Genomic DNA, 17,835 nt, shown 5'->3' with positions numbered 1-17,835 from the left:
CCCCGGCGCCACCAAGGCCAGAATCGAGCCATGACCGCCGCTGCAGAAACGTCCCTGGCCGATGTCAGCGTCAAATGGCTTGAAGAAACCGGGATCGCGGACATCCCTTCCGTAGGGGGAAAGAACGCCTCCTTGGGGGAGTTGAGCCGTGCGCTGCAGCCGGCAGGAGTCCGGGTTCCGGAAGGGTTCGCCACCACGGCCACCGCCTACCGCGCTTTCCTTGCTGCCAACAGCCTGGAGCCCCGGATCAGGAAGCACATGGAGGACCACCGCGCCGGGGCAGCAACACTTCGGCAGGCCGGGGCGGCGATCCGCGAACTGTTCCTGCAGGCCACCTTCCCGGCGGACATTACTGCCGACATCCAGGAGCACTACCGGGCCCTCTGCCAGCGCACCGGGCAAGACCAAGTGGCCGTTGCGGTCCGCAGCAGTGCCACGGCCGAGGACCTCCCGGACGCCAGTTTCGCCGGCCAGCAGGAAACCTTCCTGAACGTGGCCGGGGAGCGCGCGGTCCTGGAGGCGTGCCGGCGCTGCTACGCCTCCCTGTTCACGGACCGTGCCATCAGCTACCGCGAAATGAAGGGTTACGACCACCTCGACGTTGCCCTGTCCGTTGGAGTGCAGCGGATGGTCCGCTCGGACCTTGGCGCATCAGGGGTGATGTTTTCGATCGACACGGAGTCCGGCTTTCCCGGCGTGGTGGTCATCAGCGCCGCCTGGGGGCTGGGGGAGACGGTGGTCCAGGGCACCATCAACCCGGACAAGTACCAGGTGTTCAAGCCGCTCCTTGCAGACCGGCGCTTCAGCCCCGTGATCGAGCGGCAAGTCGGTGCCAAGGAACGCAAAATGGTGTACAGCCGCGGTGGCGATGCCAGGACCATGATGGTGGAGACGACCGGGCGGGAGCAGAGCTCACGGGTACTGGATGACCGCGAGATTGTCCTGTTGGCCCGCTGGGCCGTCGCGGTGGAGGAACATTACGGCCGGCCCATGGATATGGAGTGGGCCAAGGACGGGGTCACCGGCGAACTCTTCATGGTGCAGGCACGGCCGGAGACCGTCCAGGCCCGCCGGAGCACATCAACTTTCCGGACCTACCACCTTGCAGGGCCCGGGAAGGTCCTGGTCACCGGCGCCGCCATCGGAGATTCGATCGCGCGCGGCCAGGCGTGCGTGGTGCGGGATGCCAAGGACATCGAATCATTCGTGGACGGCTCCGTGCTGGTCACCCGGATGACGGACCCGGACTGGGTTCCCGTCATGAAGCGGGCCGCGGGCATCATCACGGACCACGGCGGCACAACCAGCCACGCCGCCATTGTCAGCCGCGAACTGGGCGTGCCCGCAGTGGTGGGAACGCGCAACGCCACAGAGGTCCTTCCCGACGGCGGCCAGGTCACCCTGTCCTGCGCGGAAGGCGAAGAGGGCCGCGTCTACGAAGGGTTGCTGGAGTTCTCCGTGGAGGACGTGGACATGCACGCCCTCCCGGCCACCCGCACGGACGTGATGATCAACATCGCCAGCCCGGCCGCCGCGTTCAAGTGGTGGCGGCTGCCTGCGGACGGCGTAGGCCTGGCCCGGATGGAGTTCATCATCAACAACCTGATCCGCATCCACCCCATGGCCCTGGTCCATCCGGAACGGGTGTCAGACCCCCAGGAGGCCGCGCTCATCCGCCAGCTCACCAGCGGTTACCAGGACCCGCAGGAGTACTTCATCGACGTGCTGGCCACGGGGATCGCCAAGATCGCCGCCCCCTTCCATCCCAAACCGGTGATCGTCCGGTTGAGCGACTTCAAGAGCAACGAGTACAGCCATCTGATCGGCGGCAGCGCTTTCGAACGTCCCGAGGAAAACCCCATGCTGGGGTTCCGCGGCGCCTCCCGCTACTACAGCAACGCCTACCGGGAAGGATTCGCGCTGGAGTGCAAGGCCCTCAAACGCGTCCGGGAGCAGGCCGGGTTCGGCAACGTGATTGTCATGGTCCCCTTCTGCCGCACCGTGCGGGAAGCGGACCAGGTCATCCAGGCCATGGAAGAGCACGGGCTGGTCCGCGGCGCCGAAGGGCTCCAGCTCTACATGATGTGTGAGATCCCATCCAACGTGGTCCTGGCAGAGGAATTCGCCAAGCGTTTTGACGGTTTTTCCATCGGGTCCAACGACCTCACCCAGCTGGTCCTGGGGGTGGACCGCGATTCGGAGGAACTAGCCGGGTTGTTCGATGAGCGGGACGCGGCAGTAATGTCCATGATTGCCCAGGCGATCAGCAAGGCCCATGCCGCCGGCATCAAGATCGGCATCTGTGGACAAGGGCCCAGCAACCATCCGGACCTTGCGGAGTTCCTGGTCAGCCAGGGGATCGATTCGGTGTCCCTGAACCCGGACACGTACGTGCGGACGCTTCCGGTTATTGCGGCAGCAGAGGCGCGGGCTGCCAACGAACAAGCCGTCTGACCCGCTGCCCAAGGCATACTGCGTGTCCCCGCGTACTGCCCTGGCGGCCACAGGAAAGTGCCTGGCACCCCAGGGGACAGTCTCCCCGGAAGCCAGGCACCGTCGTCGTACCGTGACTCTGCTCAGCCCCTGGTAATGGGGATCTTGGACGCCCCGGTTGCCTGCACCTGCTCCGGCATGGGAGCCCGCACTTCAAGGACCCCGTCCTTGTATGCAGCCGTTACGTCGTCTTGTTTCACCCCGGTGGGGAGGGGGATCCGCCGGACGAAGGAACCGTAGCGGAACTCGGACCGGTAGCTGTCCTTCTCCTTGTGTTCCTTCTTTTCCTGCCGTTCTCCCTTGATGGTCAGGACACCGTCCGTAACCGTCACGTCCACGTCCTTCTCCGGATCGATGCCGGGCAGCTCTGCCCGCACCACCAGCGTGTTGCCGTCCACCATCTCTTCGACCCTGATGGCGGAGGACCCCAGGTCACCCTCGAAAAGCCGTTCGATGACATCGATGGGGGAGCGGCGGTTATCAAACCATTTCATCAGGTCAGTCATTCTTGCCTCCTGCTCATGTGGAAGCCGGACCATCGCGTTGCCCGGCACTTCCACCATCCCCTTTCGATGAATCCGGCTCCAGAGGCAAAGGTCCCAGCCCCGTTCGGCCGTGACCCGCCGGTGGCCGGCGGGTCAGGCGGCCAACCAGTTCGATGGCCAGGCACCCTGCCAGGGCAACTGCAACCGAGACGGCCAGCAGTCCGGCGGGCGGCCACTCAACCCGGAAGAAGTCCTGCGTTAAGGGAACGCTGAACAACAGGACCAGCCCCGCGTACATCCCGGCAAGGATCAACACCTTGATCCGGTTGAGGGGGCGTGATGCCATCACCAGGATCCACGCGGCCACCAGACCGAGTGTCACCGTTGCCGCGGACTGGGCGGACTCAAGGCTGTGGCCGCCCCACAACTGCCCGTACGCGCTGACCGCCAGGACACACAGGGCCGTGCAGATGCCTGCCGGGACCGCGAAGGCCAGGGCACGCCTCAGGAACCCGGGGGCATAACGCTGGCCGCCGGGCTGCAGGGCAAGGAAGAACGCCGGCAGGCCGATGGTCAGTCCGTCCAGTGCGGACAGTTGCCGGGGCAGGAACGGGAAGGCCAGCAACAGGACGCCGGTCACCACGGAGATGACCGTGGCGTAGACAGTCTTGCTCAGGAAGACCAGGGAGACGCGCTCAATGTTGCTGATGGCCCGGCGCCCCTCGTCCACCACCGCCGGCAGCCGTTCAAAGCGCCCGTCCAGGAGGACCATGCGGGCCACGGCCTTGGTCGCGGGGGAGGCCGAGTCCATGGCGATCCCCAGATCCGCATCCTTAAGTGCCAGGACGTCGTTCACCCCGTCCCCGGTCATTGCCACCGTGTGCCCCCGCCGCTTCAGGGCCTGGATCAGGTCCCGTTTCTGGGATGGGGTCACACTTCCAAAGAGGTTTTGCGACTCCACCGTTTCCTCCAGCAGCAGCGGATCCCGGGGAAGCGTGCGTGCGTCATAGGCAACCCCGGTTCCAAAACCCACCCCGCGCGCAAGCGCTGCCACGGTCCGGGGATCGTCACCGGAAATGATCTTGACGGTCACCCCCTGCCGGCGGAAGTAGTCGAGGGTGGAGGCGGCGTCCCGGCGGATGCTCTCCCGGAAGGTCAGCAGCATGACCGGCACCAGCCCGGACGGCAGGCCTGCCTCTTGGGGGCCCGGCGGCAGCGGCGCCGGGAGGTGCGCCAGAACCAGGGTCCGCAGGCCGGTGGAAGCGAGGGCCGCCGCCCTGGCGTGCGCATCAGCAGAGTCAGCGGACCCGAGGACCGTATCCGGCGCTCCCAGGATCCACGTCCCGGAGGCGGCGGAGCCCGGCGCGAACGTCACCGAACTCCACTTCCGGGCGGAGGAGAACGGGACGGAATCCTGCTCCTGCAGCGGAACCCGCACGGGAAAGGCCGCGCCGATGGCTGCAGCGGTGCTGCTGGCCTCAGCATTGGCACCAAACCATTCCACCGCCGGCCGCCACCCGGACGCAGGAACTGTTCCGGCCTCATGGACGGCGTCAAACACCACGGAGCCGGAGGACAGGGTGCCGGTTTTATCCAGGCAGAGGACATCCACCCGTGCCAATACCTCCACGGCGGCGAGTTCCTGGACCAGGACCTTCTGGCGGGCGAGCCGGAGGCCGCCCACGGCAAAGGCCACGCTTGTCATCAGGAGCAGGCCCAGGGGGATCATGGCCATGATCCCGGCAACAGCTCCCACGACGGCAGGTATCCACCGCCCCGATCCCATGGCTCCAGCCCATCCGCCCTGGTCCTGCATCTGCGCATTCGTGAGCAGCAGTGCGGTGGGCAGTAACAGCCAGGTGATGACGATAAAGACTTTCTCCAGGCCCCTGCGGATCTCTGACCTGACAAGGGAGAACCGCCGTGCCTCGGCTGCCAGCCGGTAAGCGAAGGTGTCGGGTCCCACGCGGAGCACTCTGGCCCGGCCGCTGCCGGCGAGGATCAGCGAGCCGGACAGCAGCACGGCACCGCCGGCTTTGGGAACGGGTTCCGACTCGCCCGTCAGCAGGGATTCGTCCACCTCAAGCGGTGCCCCGCCAAGAAGCTCCAGGTCTGCCGTTACCTGGTCCCCGGCGTTGAGCACCACCAGGTCGTCAGGGACCAGTTCGTCCGAGGAGACGACTTCCCTGGCCCCGTTCCTGACCACCGTGTTCCGGGCGGCCTGCAGAATGGCAAGCTGGTCAAGGGAACGCTTTGCCCGGTACTCCTGGATGATCCCGATCAGCGAATTGCTGATGGCGGACAAGCCGAACAGCGCATCACGCCACTGGCCAAGGACCAGCAGGAGGATGAAGCAGCCTCCCACCACGCCGTTGAACAGGGTGAACACGTTCGCCTGGACAATCTCCCAGGCGCTCCTGCTGGTTGCCGTTGGCACGCTGTTGACACGGCCGGCGGCAGTGCGCTCCCGCACTTCTGCGGTGGAGAGTCCGTCCCGGGGATGGCTCACGTCCAGTCCCGGGACCGGTCTCCCGTTGTCCCCGGCGATTGTCATGATGTGGCCAGGCAGCTGACCCGGTCAGTCGGCGTGCTGCTGCTTGTGCACCCGGGTGATCACGGTGGGGCACGGCGGCTGCGACAGCACTGCGTGTGCCGTGGATCCCAGGACGAACCTTTCGAAGCCACCCTTTCCGCGGCTGCCCAGGACCAGCAGCCGGGCGCCGGATGCAGCACGGATCAGGGCGTCCGCCGGCTCAAGAACGGTCTCCATCCTGGTGTTGACCACGAGGTCCGGATAGTCCTGCCGGAGGCCCGCCTCAGTTTCGGCGAGCACGATCTGTTCCTCCTCGACGACGTGGGTGGCGAAACTGCTCTGCGGCAGCCCTGCCGCAATCCAGCGGTTGGGGCCGGTGAAGGCATATAGGACGGTCAGCTCCTCGCCCAGTGCGTCAGCCTCCGCGGCTGCAAAAGCCACTGCCTGTGTTGCTTCACGCGAGCCATCCACGCCCACCACGATGCCGCGGCCTGCCTCCTGGGCATCACCGATGACGGCCACCGGGCACTCCGCGGTGGCCGTGGCCTGGAGGGCCCGGTCCGTCAGGGCGCCGCGCGTGTGGCCGCTGGTGCCCAGGACGAGCATGGAGGCATTCCTGGAATAGTCGCCCAGGGCTGCCCCGATGCCTCCTTCGAGCAGTTGGAGGGTTACCTGCAGTCCGGGTTCGGCTGCGGTGGCTTTTTCACCGGCCTCCTTCAACAGCGCCAGCCCCGATTCACGCAGGACTTCAAGGTAGGGGAGCACTTCGGCGGCCATCCAGCGGTCGTCCACCACATTTACGACGGCGAGGGGGCACTTTAGCCTGTTGGCCCGGGCAGCTGCCCACAACAGGGCGGCGTTGGAGGCCGAAGTATTAGTGATGCCGACGGCGATTGGCTTGGCAGTTGCCATGGGGGACCATCCTTAGGGGGTGCTGGAGAAGGGGTGTGGTGCGGGCGTGGAGCGGAGCCGGATGACGTTGCCCTGACCGGCGTGCCTGATCCGCGTTGGCCTGATCAGCGTTGGCCAGTCGGCGCTGGGCTAGTGGGCGCTGGGTCAGTCGGCGCTGGGCTCCCGGGCCGGCCACCAATGGGTCGGCGCCGCGATGACGAACCTCCGGCCGCTGATATCCTGCGGCGTGATCCGGATCAGGACATTTTTTTGGCCGGGTTGCCAGGGGGACAAGCCCGCCTCCATGGCGTCCTGGACTTCCTCCGCATCGGTTACAACTTTGGCGTGCCCCTTGATGATGACGCTCCAGGCGATGGTGCCGTACTGGTTCATTCCGTCCGCCTCGACGGCTACCACTTTCCGGTCGGCAAGGGAGGCGAGCTTTGTTCCCTGGCCGGTACGAATGAGCAGTGTGCCGTTGGTGGGGACAAAATTCACCGGATAGTTTTCCACTGCGTCCCCCTCGGAGAAGGCGATCCTGCAGAGGGAAGTTGAACGAAGGTATCGCCAGCAATCGTGGACGCCGAGTTCCTTGATGTCAGGTTCTGTGGCTGCGGTATTCATGGCCGTAGCCTAGGACCGGCAAACCTCCCGGGGATAGGGAAGAAGGTCCCGCGCCAGCAAAGGCACCCATCCGGGACGGTCGGAGGTAATTTTCGCCTGGGCCTCCTAGAATTGTGCCGGTAGCGTCTTCATGCCCAAGTGAAGGCGGACTTGCGGCCCGGGGCAGGCATTTCCGTTCCGGACCCCCGGACCGCGCCAAGGACCCGCAGCGTGGCAGGTTCTTGCCGCAGGAGGTGGAACGTGAGCACTGAGAAGCCCTGGCGTCCGCCGACTAGGGACACCGTTGAAGACCTGCTGCGGGACTTTTCCGCCCGGGGCGACGAACAGCTGGATACCCAGGAACGCATCAACGCCCTGCTGGCGGCGGTGGTGGCCCTCGCCGAGGATCTGAGCCTTGAGGCCGTGCTTGACCGCCTGGTCCGTTCGGCCTGCGCCCTGGTCGGCGCACGGTACGGCGCTATGGGCGTCATTGGCGAAGACCGCACCCTGAGCCACTTCATCACGGTGGGTATTGATGAAGACGGAATCCGCTCCATTGGCGACCTGCCGACGGGGCACGGCGTACTTGGCCTGCTCATCCGCGAACCAAAGCCCTTGCGGCTCCATGACCTTGGCCGGCATCCCATTGCGTCCGGCTTCCCGCCGAACCACCCGCCCATGAAGACATTCCTTGGCGTGCCCGTCCGCGTCCGTGACGAGGTGTTCGGCAACCTCTACCTGACGGAAAAGCAAGGTGGCGAGGATTTCACCTCCGACGATGAGGACCTTGCCGTTGCCCTGGCGGCGGCGGCCGGCGTCGCGATCCAGAACGCGCGCCTCTTTGAAGACAGCGGGCGCCGGCAGAAGTGGCTGGAAGCAGGCATGGAGCTCAGCAGCAGATTGATCATGGCGTCCAGCCCCGGAGACGCGGATAACCTGGACGTCGTTGCCGACGCCGCTTTAAAGGTATCGGATGCGGCACTTGCAGTGGTGGCCGTGCCGGCGGGTGGAGGCGTGCTTCGATGCCGGTCCTGCCTTGGTGTGCAGGGTCTCCAGGCAGGCCAGGAATGGAGGGTCTCCCACTCCGTGTGGGACGTGATCGAGGGCGGCGGCTCCTTTGTGGCCAAGGACCCGCGGCAGGTCTTTGAGGCCGGAATGGCCGGGAAACTCGGATCCGTACTCGTGTGTTCCCTGGGGCATGGCAGCAGCGACAACGGCGTTCTCCTGCTGGCCCGCGCACACGCAACTGCCGCCTTCAACCAGGCGGACGCAGAGTCGGGTGCCATTTTCGGGAGCCGGATCGGGCTGGCGCTCGACCTGGCGCGCGTGAACGCACTGCGCGAACAAAACCTGCTGTTCACTGACCGGGAACGGATCGCGCGGGACCTGCACGACCTCGTCATCCAGCGCCTGTTTGCCGCAGGCCTGAGCATCCAAAGCCTGCGCCGCTACACCGTGGACCCGGTGGCGCACGAGCGCATCGCCGCCGTCACCACGGAACTCGATGAAACAATCCGCAAGCTGCGGGACACCATCTACTCGCTCCGGACGGCGGATGAGGAACGCGAACCGCTGACGGGCCGGATCCTGCGGGTGGTCCGGGAAAACTCGCGCAGCTACGCCCTGACCCCCAAGGTGGCCCTGGACGGCCCCGTGGACTCGATCCGGGAGGATGTGGCCGTCCATCTGCTGTCCGTGCTGTCGGAAGGACTCAGTAACGCGCTGCGGCATTCCGGCGCGGACGACGTGGAGGTCACGGTTGCGGTGGGCAAGGACCAGGTCCAGCTTCTCATCCGCGACAATGGCCGGGGCTTCGCCGACCCTGCCCGGGTGAGCGGCCTGGCGAACATGCGCCACCGGGCTGAGTTGTTGCAGGGCAGTTGCATCATTGAGAGCGGGCCAGGCAAGGGCACATCCGTGACATGGACCGCCCGGCTCACCTGACCTGCCGGCTCAGGCAGTGTCCGTGGAGCTCTTGGTGACGTAGACAGCGGCCTGCGTCCGGCGCTCGAAGCCCAGTTTTGCCAGGATCGATGAAACATAGTTCTTGACGGTTTTCTCGGCCAGGAACAGTTCGTCGCCGATTTGCCTGTTGGTCAGGCCCTGCCCGATCAGGGCCAGGACCTTCTTCTCCTGTGCGCTGAGGCCCTCCAGGCGGGGATCGGTGTGTGCCGTGGACAGTCCGGTAATGATCTGCTGCTCAACTCCCGGATCGAAGAGGGACTCGCCCGCAGCCGCCTTCCGGATTCCGGCCAGGAGGTCATCGCTCCTGATCTGTTTCAGGATGTATCCGGAGGCACCGGCCAGGACAGCGCCTCGAAGGGCCTGCTCGTCGTCGTAGCTGGTGAGTATCAGGCAGCGCAGGCGGGGGTCCAGGGAACGCACGTCCCGGCACACCTCGATTCCCGTGCCGTCGGGAAGCCTTCCGTCGAGGATGGCGATGTCGGGGTGCAGTGCGGGTATGCGGCGCGTGGCCTCGGCAGCCGAGCCGCTTTCGCCCACCACAAGGAACCCTTCGCCCTCCAACAGGTCCTTCAACCCCTGCCGGACAAGTTCGTGGTCATCAAGGATGAACACCCGGACCTGCCCGGGAGATCCTGCCGCCTCAGACCCAGCTTCATGCATCTGCACTGATCGCTCCCAAATCTCCAGGACCAAATCCCGCATTCGTGCGGGGGCGGCCCCCGGGGAGGGCCTGAGCCCATTGTTCCCCAGGAGGCGTCCTGCCGGAAGGGACCTAAGTCCGCCGGCGATCCGCAGGGCGGCACCCGAAGTCTGGGCCCTGTTCCTGTCATGACCTTCGGCCCTACCCCTGAAAGCGCACTTGTTCCATTCTGGGGACGACGCTTGCAGGATGCCCGCAGGAGGGAATGCGGCAACAACAGTGAATGGAGCCGGCATGACTGCCCCTGAAACGCACCCCAGGATCATCGTTGGGGTGGATGGATCAGACGCCTCCATCGCCGCGCTCCGGGTGGCCCGGGCCATGGCGGAGCCCCTGTCAGCGACGGTTGAGGCCTGGGCCTGCTGGGACGTCCCGGCCGGCTACGGGGTTTACCTCGCCGTAGGGATCGAAGGGTTCAAGTACGCGGCCCACCAGGTCCTCCAGCAGGCACTGGAAGAAGCATTCGGGGAGCTGCCGGCCTTCGTGCATGCCCGCCTGGTACGGGGTAAGCCAGGGCCGGTACTCATCGACGCGAGCCGCAACGCCTCCTTGCTGATCGTGGGCAGGCGGGGACATGGGAGCTTTGTCCTTGGCTCCGTCAGTTCGACGTGCGTGAGCCATGCCCACTGTCCCGTGCTGGTGGTGCACGCCCCGGAGGCGGACGGCGCGGGGGACACCGGCCAGGCAAGCGCCCTGACGGGGAGCCCTGACCCGGTGGCCTGATTGCAGGCGCCCTGACTGACCGACCCGGCATCCCGCCGTCGTACGTGTCATCCCGCCCTAGTGGCTGTGCTGGCCGTCCCCATGATGGTGTGCCGCGCCTTCCCCCACCAGTTCGTGAAGCCCTTCGACTGCCCGTGCGAGTGACAGGCCGGGGGATTGGATGATGAAGGGCATCAGGAGGCGGTTCTCCTTGTCCAGGTGCAGGGCGAAAATCCGTTGGATGGCCCCGGCGGCCACGGCGGCAGCAACGCCTTCGGCGGTCCTGAGCTCTTCAACCAGGCCCACGATGACCTGATGCTCGGCCAGCATGCCGTCCACCAGCAGCTTCGCTTCCGGCAGGCCGTGGGGCCCGCTGTACAGCGGCCCTTCTTCTGCCAGGGCGTGCGGCACCAGCACCGTGTCGCACCAGTCCAGCAACGCAGCCTGCGTTTCCTGTCCGGCGGCAGGGTCCCGTGCCTCCACGGCCTCCGTCAGCAGTCCCACCAGCGCGTTCAGTTGCCGCAGCATGTCGGCATGGTGGGCTTCCACCGCCTGCAGCGCACGCGCCTCGGAGCCGGCTTCCGTGCCGTTACCGCTGTTGGTGTTCATTCGTTGTTGCCTTCCAGTTGGGCGACGTGCCGGTGGTTGGCCCGCAAGGACCAGCGGAGGTCTTTGATGGCCCAGTACGCTCCGCCGTTCATGACGGCGAAGCCTGCGATGCCCAGGTAGGGCGCCCGGACCACCAGGCCAAGGAGCAGGACGCCCACGCCCGCCGCGAAAAGCAGGAGTCCGCGCCTGACGCGGGTGCGAAGCGACAGTACGAAGGCATCCCTTCCGAGCAGGGCCGCGAATCCGGGGTCTTCCTCCTCCAGGCCATGGCCGATCAGTTCGAGTTCGCGTTTTTCAAATTCAGAGAGCGGCACAGCTGCACCCACTATCCATTGCCTGCGGGAACCGGAACTCAGGTACCCGGCTGGCCGCGCAGGACAGCCAGCCTGTTCCGGTATTCCGCGACGTCGATCTCGCCGCGCGCGAAACGCTCGGCCAGTACGTCTTCTGCCGTTAGTGGCGACGGGGGCCGGGGTGCACCCGGGGAGGGAGCCCGCAGGGAACGGGCCAGCAGGACAATGCCGGTGATGATTGCTCCCCAGACCACCACCATGCTGATGCTCATCAGGACATAGCCCCACAGGCCCATGCCGTCGTTCCAGCCGTACACGTCACGACCTCCGCTGAAGTGGAGGCGGACGCCAGCCGTCCGCCTTCCCTTCCAGTATTGGTTTCTGCCGGTGTCCAGGGCAGAGCCATTAGTCCTGTTCCGGGGCCGGGTACCAGGCTCCGGTCCTCGGCTGCCGGAATGTGCGGAACTTCCGCACCGGGGGCTTATGGCACTGGCGGTGGCGGCGCGGGCACGGTGAATCTGGATGAGCATCCGGTTCCGTTGCAGGAGAGTAAAGCGGAAAGGGAGGATGGCACCGTGGCCGTTGCGGACAGCACGTACGACGGCGGGACAGCCCGCCGTGCGTTCCTCACCCGTTGGGTGGGCTGGGCGACCCTGGGCGAGAGCTTGGGCTTCCTCGCCCCGGTCCTTGCGTGGTTTCTTGCGGCCACTGCCTGGCCGCGCGCGGAATTTGCACTCCTGGTACTGGCCGGCCTCGCCGAAGGAGCTGTCCTGGGATGGTTCCAGGTCCGCGTCCTGCGGAACCGGTTGCCGGGGATCTCCGCGGCCCGCTGGGTCCTGCTGACCGCGGTGGCCGCGGCATTCGCCTGGTCCGTGGGCATGCTGCCGTCCACCTTCGGGGAATGGCAGGACTGGCCGCTTCCGCTCCGGCTGACTGCGGGTGGCGCGGCGGCAATCCTGCTGCTCGGATCCATTGGCACTGCCCAGTGGTTTGAGCTGCGGCACCATGTCCGGCGGGCGTGGCCGTGGATCGCCGGCAACGCCGCGGCCTGGGCGGCGGGTCTTGCAGCGTTCATGCTGGTTGCCCCGCCTTTGTGGCAGCCGGACCAGCCTGCCTGGCTGATCGCGGTGATTGGCGTGGGGGCGGCGGTCCTCATGGCGGCAGTGATGGCCGTGGTCACAGGCCTGGTGTTGCTGCGCCTTATGCCGGATGCTGCAGCCGCGGGGGATGCGCACTAGAAGCCGCGGCGCCGCAAACGCTTGTCCACGGCGACTGCCACGGATGCGAGCAGGGCCAGGCCAAGGATCCGCAGCCACGCTTCGCCGCTGATGGGGGCGGTGTGGAAGAGCCCGTTCATCAGCGGCGCATACGTGAGTGCCAGTTGGCCGGCCGCCTGCACCGCGACGCCGACCAGGAGCCAGCGGTTGCTGAACGGGCTTATCCGCCACGCCGGCCGGGTCAGCGACCGGCAGCTGAAGAGGTAGGACACCTCCACGCCCACGAAAAGGTTCACGGCGGACGTCCGGGCCTGTGCAAGAGAGGCACCATCGGCCAATTCATGTTCGAAGAGCCACCATGCCCCGGCGACGAGGAGGGCCGAAACGAGCAGGATCCGCACGGTGAGCGCCCACGTCAGGAGGGGGCGGTCCGGCGGCCGTGGCGGCCTGGACATCAGTCCTGGTTCCTTTGGCTCAAAGGCAAGCATGAGTCCAAGGGCAACAGCGGTGGTCATATTGATCCAGAGGATCTGGGTGGGCAGGATGGGCAGCGTTGCGCCCAGCAGGATGGCCACGAGGATCACCAGCCCCTCGGCCATGTTGGTGGGCAGGGTCCAGACGATGAATTTGGTCAGGTTGTCGAAGACATTCCGGCCTTCTTCAACGGCGGCCTCAATGGTGGCAAAGTCGTCATCGGTGAGGACGATGTCCGATGCCTCCTTGGCCACCTCCGTTCCGGTGCGTCCCATCGAAATCCCGACATTCGCCTGCCGGAGGGCCGGTGCGTCGTTGACGCCATCCCCGGTCATGGCGGCCACGTGTCCGCGGGACTGCAGGGCCCCGATCAGGCGGAGTTTCTGTTCCGGCGAGACCCGGGCGAAAACCGTGGCCCGTTCCACGGCATCGGCGAACTGGTCAGGTGCAATGACGTCCAGCTCCGCGCCTGTCAGGGCTGTTCCGCTGTCATGGTCGGCGGCCAGGCCCACCGCCGCGGCAACGGTCACTGCAGTCCGCACGTGGTCTCCGGTGATCATCTTGACCGCCACGCCGGCACGCCGGCAGGCCGCCACTGCCGCCGCGGCCGCTTCCCGGGGAGGGTCGTGCATGGCCTGGAGCCCGGTCAGGGTCATCCGGCCCCGCAATTGGATGGCGGAGAGAGGCCGGCTGTCCGGGGGAAGGCGCATCATGGCCGTGGCCAGCACGCGGAGCCCGCTGTCCGCGAGCGCATGTGCGGCATTGAGCGCGGCCTGCCTGTGGAGGGGCCTGTTGGCACCGTACCTGTCCATTTCCGTGCCGCAGAGGTCAAGGACCCGTTCGGCGGCCCCTTTGACGAACACCACGCCGGCTCCGTGCGGAAGCGTGGAAAGGTGCAGGGTGGCCATGAACTGCCGCTCCGACGTGAACGGCAGTTCCTGCTTCCGCGGGTTGGCCGCCAGGAAGCCGGATACGTCCATCCCGCCCTTCCCTGCTGCCACCAGCATTGCGGCCTCCGTAGGGTCCCCCCGTACGTGCCACCCCTGCCCCTCCCTGCGGACGGTGGCGTCGTTGCAGGCTGCACCGCCCAGGAGGGACCACTGCAGCGCAGCGTCCCCGTCCGCCGGGTGCTCCGCTGAATCCGCCACGTGCTGCCGGCCGCCGGTGTGCTGTGCTGCCGACGGGGCGATGCGTCCCTCCGGTCCGTAGCCGGAACCCGTAACGTCATACGTCCCGGAAGGGGTCCAGAGTGCCCGGACTGTCATCTGGTTCTCGGTGAAGGTGCCCGTCTTGTCCGAGCAGATCACCGTGGTGCTGCCCAGCGTTTCCACCACCGGCAGCCGGCGGACCACGGCCCGGCGGCGCGCCATGCGGCGGACGCCAATGGCAAGCGTCACGGTGACGGCGGCAGGAAGGCCTTCGGGGATGGCTCCTACGGCCAGGGCGACGGCGGCAGTAAACATTTGCCCCGGCTGCTCGCCATGTGCCAGCCCGGCAAGGAAGGCCACGGCGGCGAGGGCCAGGATGGCTATGGTGAGCGTCGAGCTGAAGCGTGCCAGTTTGACCGTCAACGGCGTGGCCACCGGCCGGACCGTCCCCATGAGGCGGTGGATCTCGCCAAGTTCGGTTTCGCCGCCGATGGCGACGACGACCCCCGCACCCGTGCCGGCGGTCACCAGGGTGCCGCTGTACAGCATGTTCCTCCGGTCTGCCACCGGCGTGACCGGGGGCAGGACCACCTCGTCCTTGGGCACGGGGTCGGATTCTCCCGTCAGCGCGGATTCGTCCGCCCGTAAGGCGGACAGGCGCACCAGGCGGAGGTCAGCCGGTACCTTGTCGCCGGCCTCCAGCAGCACAAGGTCGCCGGGGACCAGGTCCTCGGATGGAACCTGCCTCCGTTCGCCGCCGCGCATGACGGTGGCGTGGGTGCGGACAAGCGAGTGAAGGGCGTCCAGGGCCGCTTCTGCCCGGACTTCCTGGACGAATCCGATCAGCGTGTTGACCAGCACTACGGCGAGGATGACGCCGGCGTCCAGGAACGCGCCAAGGACCACGGTGACGGCGGCGGCGGCCAACAGGACGTAGACCAGCGGGTTGTTGAACTGGCGCCCCAGCTTGCGGGCGATTCCCCCGCCCCTGGACCGGGGAAGCTCGTTCGCGCCAAACTGGGCGCGCCGGCGCGCTACCTCCGCCTGGCCAAGGCCCCTGGCCGCATCCGTTTCCAGCAGCAGGACGACCTCGTGGACCGGCAGCCCGTGGTGTGCCGGATCAGGGACAGCGTCCGGTTGGCGGCCGGTGGAGGATGGTTCCGGCCGCGGGGGCTGCACGTGCCCGCGTCGGGAGGGCCGGGTCTTCGCCATGGTGCCGCGGCCTCACTGCCCCGGCAGGGCATCGAGCGTGGTGAAGCCGTATCCTGCGGCAGCGGTGCGGTCAATGATCCGGGGGAGGGCGTCGGCGTCGAGGGTGGTGCCGTCGTCGGGATTGGACCCGATGTGCATGAGGACGATTTCACCGGGCTGCAGGCCGGCCTGGACGCGGTCGGCCACCGACTGCACGCTGGAACCTCCACTGGCGCCTTTCCAGCCCAGGGTGTCCACGGTCCACCTGACGGCCACGTAGCCCAGGGAGTTGACTGCAGCGATGGTGCGTGCGTCCCGCTCGCCGTAGGGGAAGCGGAACAGCGGCCTTGGATCGGCGCCGGCTGCCAGGATGGCCTGCTCGGCACCACGCACCTGTTGGAAGATCTGGTCGTTGCCCAGTCCGGTGAAGCCCGGGTGGGTCATGGAGTGGTTGGCCACCCGGTGCCCGGCGGCCACGATCTGCGCTACGGCCTGCGGGTTGTTCGCCGCCCAGTTGCCGGTCAGGAAAAACGTCCCGGCGACCCCCTTGGCGGCGAGGGTAGGCAGGATTTTGGGCAGTCCTGCCGCGTTGGCTCCGGCATCGAAGGTGAGGGCAACCACCCGGCCTGCCCCCGGGATGACGGTCAGGTCCTGGCCGCGGAGGGATTCCGGGAACGGCGCCGGTTGCGGGGGAGTACCCGGCTCCCGGGGTGGCGTCGGGCCGGCCGGTGGCTCCGTGGGCTGCGGTTCGGGAACCGGCGGCACGACGACCGGGGGCTCGACGGGAGCCTGGCCCGCTTCGGGTGTCTCCGTCTCCTGCGGCCCCGGCGCGGGGGTGGAGACGGTTGGGCTGGCTGTGCCGGGCTGGCTCGAGCCGCTGGGCAGCGGGGAGGGAGCCGTCGGTGATGCCGACGGCGGACCGGCCGAGGGCACCGGGAGCAACAGGGCCAGTGAAATGGCGAGGACCACCAGGGCGGCGGCGAGCGCTATGGCGGGTGTCCGCCGTCGTGCCTCACTGAGCGGCAATGCCATCACCCGTCCCGGAGGTCAGTACCTTTCCCGCCCGGACGTACCGTTCAGGACTCCTTGGAGCTGTGGGCTCCGCTCTCGGGCGTGTGGACCACCAGTACCGGGCAGTGGGCATGGGCCACGATGGCGGAGCTGACGGAGCCCAGGAGCAGGCCGCCGAACCCGCCGTGCCCGCGGCGCCCCACCACGATCATGTCGGCGTCCCGGCTGGCGTCGATCAGCGCCTCACGCGGATGGCCGCGGACAAGGGTCGAGGTGACGTTGGCCGGCATCTCGGCGCCGAAAGCCTGCACCATCGCGTCGTCCAGGACCTTCTTGGCGCCTTCCTCGAAGCCCTCAATGCCCATCATGACGTAGCCCGAGTACACCTGCGGGTACTCCCAGCAGGCGATCGCCTGGACCTTGGCGCCGAGGGGAGTGGCGAGCCGTTGGGCCTGGCGAAGTGCCTCCAGGGACGGTTCCGATCCGTCGACGCCCACCACGATCCTGGCAATTGGTGCCCCGGCTATGCTCATGTCTGCTCCCTCGTCGGACCCTCGCTGTCAGGCCCATCATGCCCGGATGCCTGCTGCGGGGCTAGGGCCGAAGGTCACGGCGCCGCGGGGGCTCCCGCCGGTGGTGCCCCGGCCGGCGGAATCACCGGTCCGGGCCATTCAGGTTCGGTGGCTCCCTGGTCCAGCCGGAATGGTGGATATTCGTCCCGCATCAGCGCTGTGTAGGCAAGGACCCGGTAGATCCAGCGGTCGATGCCGAGGATGAAGTCAAACAGCGGGCGCTGGTAGCGGCCGGTGAACAGCAGGATCACTGCCGCGACCAGAACCAGCAGTCCCAGCAGGGACGGTCCCGCACTTTGCTCATAGGTGGCGCCAACGAAGGTGTTGTCCGCCCGCCACCGCCACGTTGTATTGGTAAACGCGGCCACCAGGAGCAGGTGCGGGATCGAGAGGAGCCACCATTTCACCAGCACCAGCCCGCGGGACAGCCGTTCCGGGTAGTCAACGTCAAAGTCCGCAGGATAATTGGTGCGCTTGAGCGTAAACGGCGGGTAGAGGTCGGTGCCTACGGCGGCGTAGGCGTAGAAGGCCACCCGCCAGTTCCAGCGCATGACACCCACATTGAAGTCGAACAGTGCCCTGGGGTACCGGCCGGTGAACAGGATGGCGAAGCCCGCCACGATGGTGGTGATGACGAACGCAAACCAGAGGAAGAAGAGAAGGATGAAATGCGGTATGGCCAGGAACCACTTGACCAGCCACATCCATCGTGACAGTCCCGGATCGATGTCACCGAAAAGCCTTGCGGGGTAGGCGCGGCGGTCTTCGGCTGCCACGGTGAACGGCTGCGGCGGGGGTACCACTCCGGGTGCGGCCGGCACTGCCTGCATCCCCGGTCCGGCCATCCCAGGCGCCTGCATCCCCGGTCCGGCCATCCCAGGCGCCTGCATCCCCGGTCCGGCCATCCCAGGCGCCTGCATCCCCGGTCCGGCCATCCCAGGCGCCTGC

General features: G+C 67.1%; 16 protein-coding genes. 4 read left to right on the top strand and 12 right to left on the bottom strand.

Annotated features, from left to right (window positions below):
• Positions 1 to 30 precede the first annotated feature (30 nt).
• A complete protein-coding gene (gene ppsA, locus FB478_RS03275) occupies positions 31 to 2,454 on the top strand; it encodes a phosphoenolpyruvate synthase (protein ID WP_144599789.1) in 2,424 nt (807 codons plus the stop codon).
• 122 nt (positions 2,455 to 2,576) lie between these two features.
• Here ppsA and FB478_RS03270 read toward each other — a convergent pair whose 3' ends face one another.
• The 4 genes from FB478_RS03270 to FB478_RS03255 all read right to left on the bottom strand — a co-directional run bounded on the left by FB478_RS03270 (position 2,577) and on the right by FB478_RS03255 (position 7,026).
• Complete coding sequence (locus FB478_RS03270) at positions 2,577 to 2,999, bottom strand: Hsp20/alpha crystallin family protein (protein WP_018769391.1); 423 nt, start codon at positions 2,997 to 2,999, stop codon at positions 2,577 to 2,579.
• 13 nt (positions 3,000 to 3,012) lie between these two features.
• Complete coding sequence (locus FB478_RS03265; protein ID WP_261377344.1) at positions 3,013 to 5,532, bottom strand: cation-translocating P-type ATPase; 2,520 nt, start codon at positions 5,530 to 5,532, stop codon at positions 3,013 to 3,015.
• Between the two features lie 24 nt (positions 5,533 to 5,556).
• Complete coding sequence (locus tag FB478_RS03260) at positions 5,557 to 6,423, bottom strand: universal stress protein (RefSeq protein ID WP_018769389.1); 867 nt, start codon at positions 6,421 to 6,423, stop codon at positions 5,557 to 5,559.
• Between the two features lie 144 nt (positions 6,424 to 6,567).
• Positions 6,568 to 7,026, bottom strand: coding sequence for a pyridoxamine 5'-phosphate oxidase family protein (locus FB478_RS03255; RefSeq protein ID WP_018769388.1), 459 nt, complete (start codon positions 7,024 to 7,026; stop codon positions 6,568 to 6,570).
• Positions 7,027 to 7,266: 240 nt separating this feature from the next.
• On the opposite strand from FB478_RS03255, the gene FB478_RS03250 reads away from it, so the two are divergent.
• The gene (locus FB478_RS03250) at positions 7,267 to 8,949 is read left to right on the top strand and encodes a GAF domain-containing sensor histidine kinase (RefSeq protein WP_018769387.1); all 1,683 of its coding nucleotides are present in this window, start codon (positions 7,267 to 7,269) and stop codon (positions 8,947 to 8,949) included.
• 9 nt (positions 8,950 to 8,958) lie between these two features.
• Here FB478_RS03250 and FB478_RS03245 read toward each other — a convergent pair whose 3' ends face one another.
• A complete protein-coding gene (locus FB478_RS03245; RefSeq protein WP_051081367.1) occupies positions 8,959 to 9,630 on the bottom strand; it encodes a response regulator transcription factor in 672 nt (223 codons plus the stop codon).
• 274 nt (positions 9,631 to 9,904) lie between these two features.
• Between FB478_RS03245 and FB478_RS03240 the strand changes: the two genes are divergently transcribed.
• Positions 9,905 to 10,393: a universal stress protein gene (locus tag FB478_RS03240; RefSeq protein WP_144599787.1), complete on the top strand. Its 489-nt coding sequence runs from the start codon at positions 9,905 to 9,907 to the stop codon at positions 10,391 to 10,393.
• Between the two features lie 57 nt (positions 10,394 to 10,450).
• Here FB478_RS03240 and FB478_RS03230 read toward each other — a convergent pair whose 3' ends face one another.
• From FB478_RS03230 to FB478_RS03220, 3 genes are read right to left on the bottom strand one after another with little or no spacing between them, the layout of a single operon-like run.
• Complete coding sequence (locus FB478_RS03230; protein ID WP_144599786.1) at positions 10,451 to 10,981, bottom strand: hemerythrin domain-containing protein; 531 nt, start codon at positions 10,979 to 10,981, stop codon at positions 10,451 to 10,453.
• A complete protein-coding gene (locus FB478_RS03225) occupies positions 10,978 to 11,295 on the bottom strand; it encodes a DUF3040 domain-containing protein (protein WP_018769383.1) in 318 nt (105 codons plus the stop codon). The genes FB478_RS03230 and FB478_RS03225 overlap by 4 nt, the downstream gene beginning before the upstream one ends.
• A gap of 38 nt (positions 11,296 to 11,333) precedes the next feature.
• On the bottom strand, positions 11,334 to 11,591 hold the full coding sequence (locus tag FB478_RS03220) for an SHOCT domain-containing protein (protein WP_082581719.1): 258 nt from the start codon (positions 11,589 to 11,591) through the stop codon (positions 11,334 to 11,336).
• Between the two features lie 258 nt (positions 11,592 to 11,849).
• On the opposite strand from FB478_RS03220, the gene FB478_RS03215 reads away from it, so the two are divergent.
• A complete protein-coding gene (locus FB478_RS03215) occupies positions 11,850 to 12,512 on the top strand; it encodes a hypothetical protein (protein WP_082581727.1) in 663 nt (220 codons plus the stop codon).
• On the opposite strand, the gene FB478_RS03210 is transcribed toward FB478_RS03215, so the two are convergent.
• The 4 genes from FB478_RS03210 to FB478_RS03195 all read right to left on the bottom strand — a co-directional run.
• Positions 12,509 to 15,325 (bottom strand): HAD-IC family P-type ATPase, encoded by a 2,817-nt coding sequence (locus FB478_RS03210; RefSeq protein WP_235509780.1) that lies wholly within the window; start codon positions 15,323 to 15,325, stop codon positions 12,509 to 12,511. The two genes, FB478_RS03215 and FB478_RS03210, sit on opposite strands and share 4 nt — an antisense overlap.
• A gap of 12 nt (positions 15,326 to 15,337) precedes the next feature.
• Complete coding sequence (locus FB478_RS03205) at positions 15,338 to 16,336, bottom strand: polysaccharide deacetylase family protein (RefSeq protein ID WP_056390549.1); 999 nt, start codon at positions 16,334 to 16,336, stop codon at positions 15,338 to 15,340.
• 44 nt (positions 16,337 to 16,380) lie between these two features.
• A complete protein-coding gene (locus tag FB478_RS03200) occupies positions 16,381 to 16,848 on the bottom strand; it encodes a universal stress protein (protein WP_056390546.1) in 468 nt (155 codons plus the stop codon).
• A gap of 74 nt (positions 16,849 to 16,922) precedes the next feature.
• The coding region (locus FB478_RS03195) for a DUF4389 domain-containing protein (RefSeq protein WP_144600038.1) at positions 16,923 to 17,835 on the bottom strand (913 nt) is incomplete at its 5' end.

It is taken from the genome of Arthrobacter sp. AG367 (assembly GCF_007828995.1).
Classification (GTDB): domain Bacteria; phylum Actinomycetota; class Actinomycetes; order Actinomycetales; family Micrococcaceae; genus Arthrobacter.
The sequence above is the reverse complement of the archived record's forward strand: the minus strand, read 5'-3'. Positions and strand labels throughout refer to the sequence as shown.

What these genes read in the sequence shown, in the direction of transcription:
- ppsA (WP_144599789.1), top strand. Translation starts at nt 31, where the DNA reads ATGACCGCCGCTGCAGAAACGTCCCTGGCCGATGTCAGCGTCAAATGG.
- FB478_RS03270 (WP_018769391.1), bottom strand. Translation starts at nt 2,999, where the DNA reads ATGACTGACCTGATGAAATGGTTTGATAACCGCCGCTCCCCCATCGAT.
- FB478_RS03265 (WP_261377344.1), bottom strand. Translation starts at nt 5,532, where the DNA reads ATGACAATCGCCGGGGACAACGGGAGACCGGTCCCGGGACTGGACGTG.
- FB478_RS03260 (WP_018769389.1), bottom strand. Translation starts at nt 6,423, where the DNA reads ATGGCAACTGCCAAGCCAATCGCCGTCGGCATCACTAATACTTCGGCC.
- FB478_RS03255 (WP_018769388.1), bottom strand. Translation starts at nt 7,026, where the DNA reads ATGAATACCGCAGCCACAGAACCTGACATCAAGGAACTCGGCGTCCAC.
- FB478_RS03245 (WP_051081367.1), bottom strand. Translation starts at nt 9,630, where the DNA reads ATGCATGAAGCTGGGTCTGAGGCGGCAGGATCTCCCGGGCAGGTCCGG.
- FB478_RS03240 (WP_144599787.1), top strand. Translation starts at nt 9,905, where the DNA reads ATGACTGCCCCTGAAACGCACCCCAGGATCATCGTTGGGGTGGATGGA.
- FB478_RS03230 (WP_144599786.1), bottom strand. Translation starts at nt 10,981, where the DNA reads ATGAACACCAACAGCGGTAACGGCACGGAAGCCGGCTCCGAGGCGCGT.
- FB478_RS03210 (WP_235509780.1), bottom strand. Translation starts at nt 15,325, where the DNA reads ATGGCGAAGACCCGGCCCTCCCGACGCGGGCACGTGCAGCCCCCGCGG.
- FB478_RS03205 (WP_056390549.1), bottom strand. Translation starts at nt 16,336, where the DNA reads ATGGCATTGCCGCTCAGTGAGGCACGACGGCGGACACCCGCCATAGCG.
- FB478_RS03200 (WP_056390546.1), bottom strand. Translation starts at nt 16,848, where the DNA reads ATGAGCATAGCCGGGGCACCAATTGCCAGGATCGTGGTGGGCGTCGAC.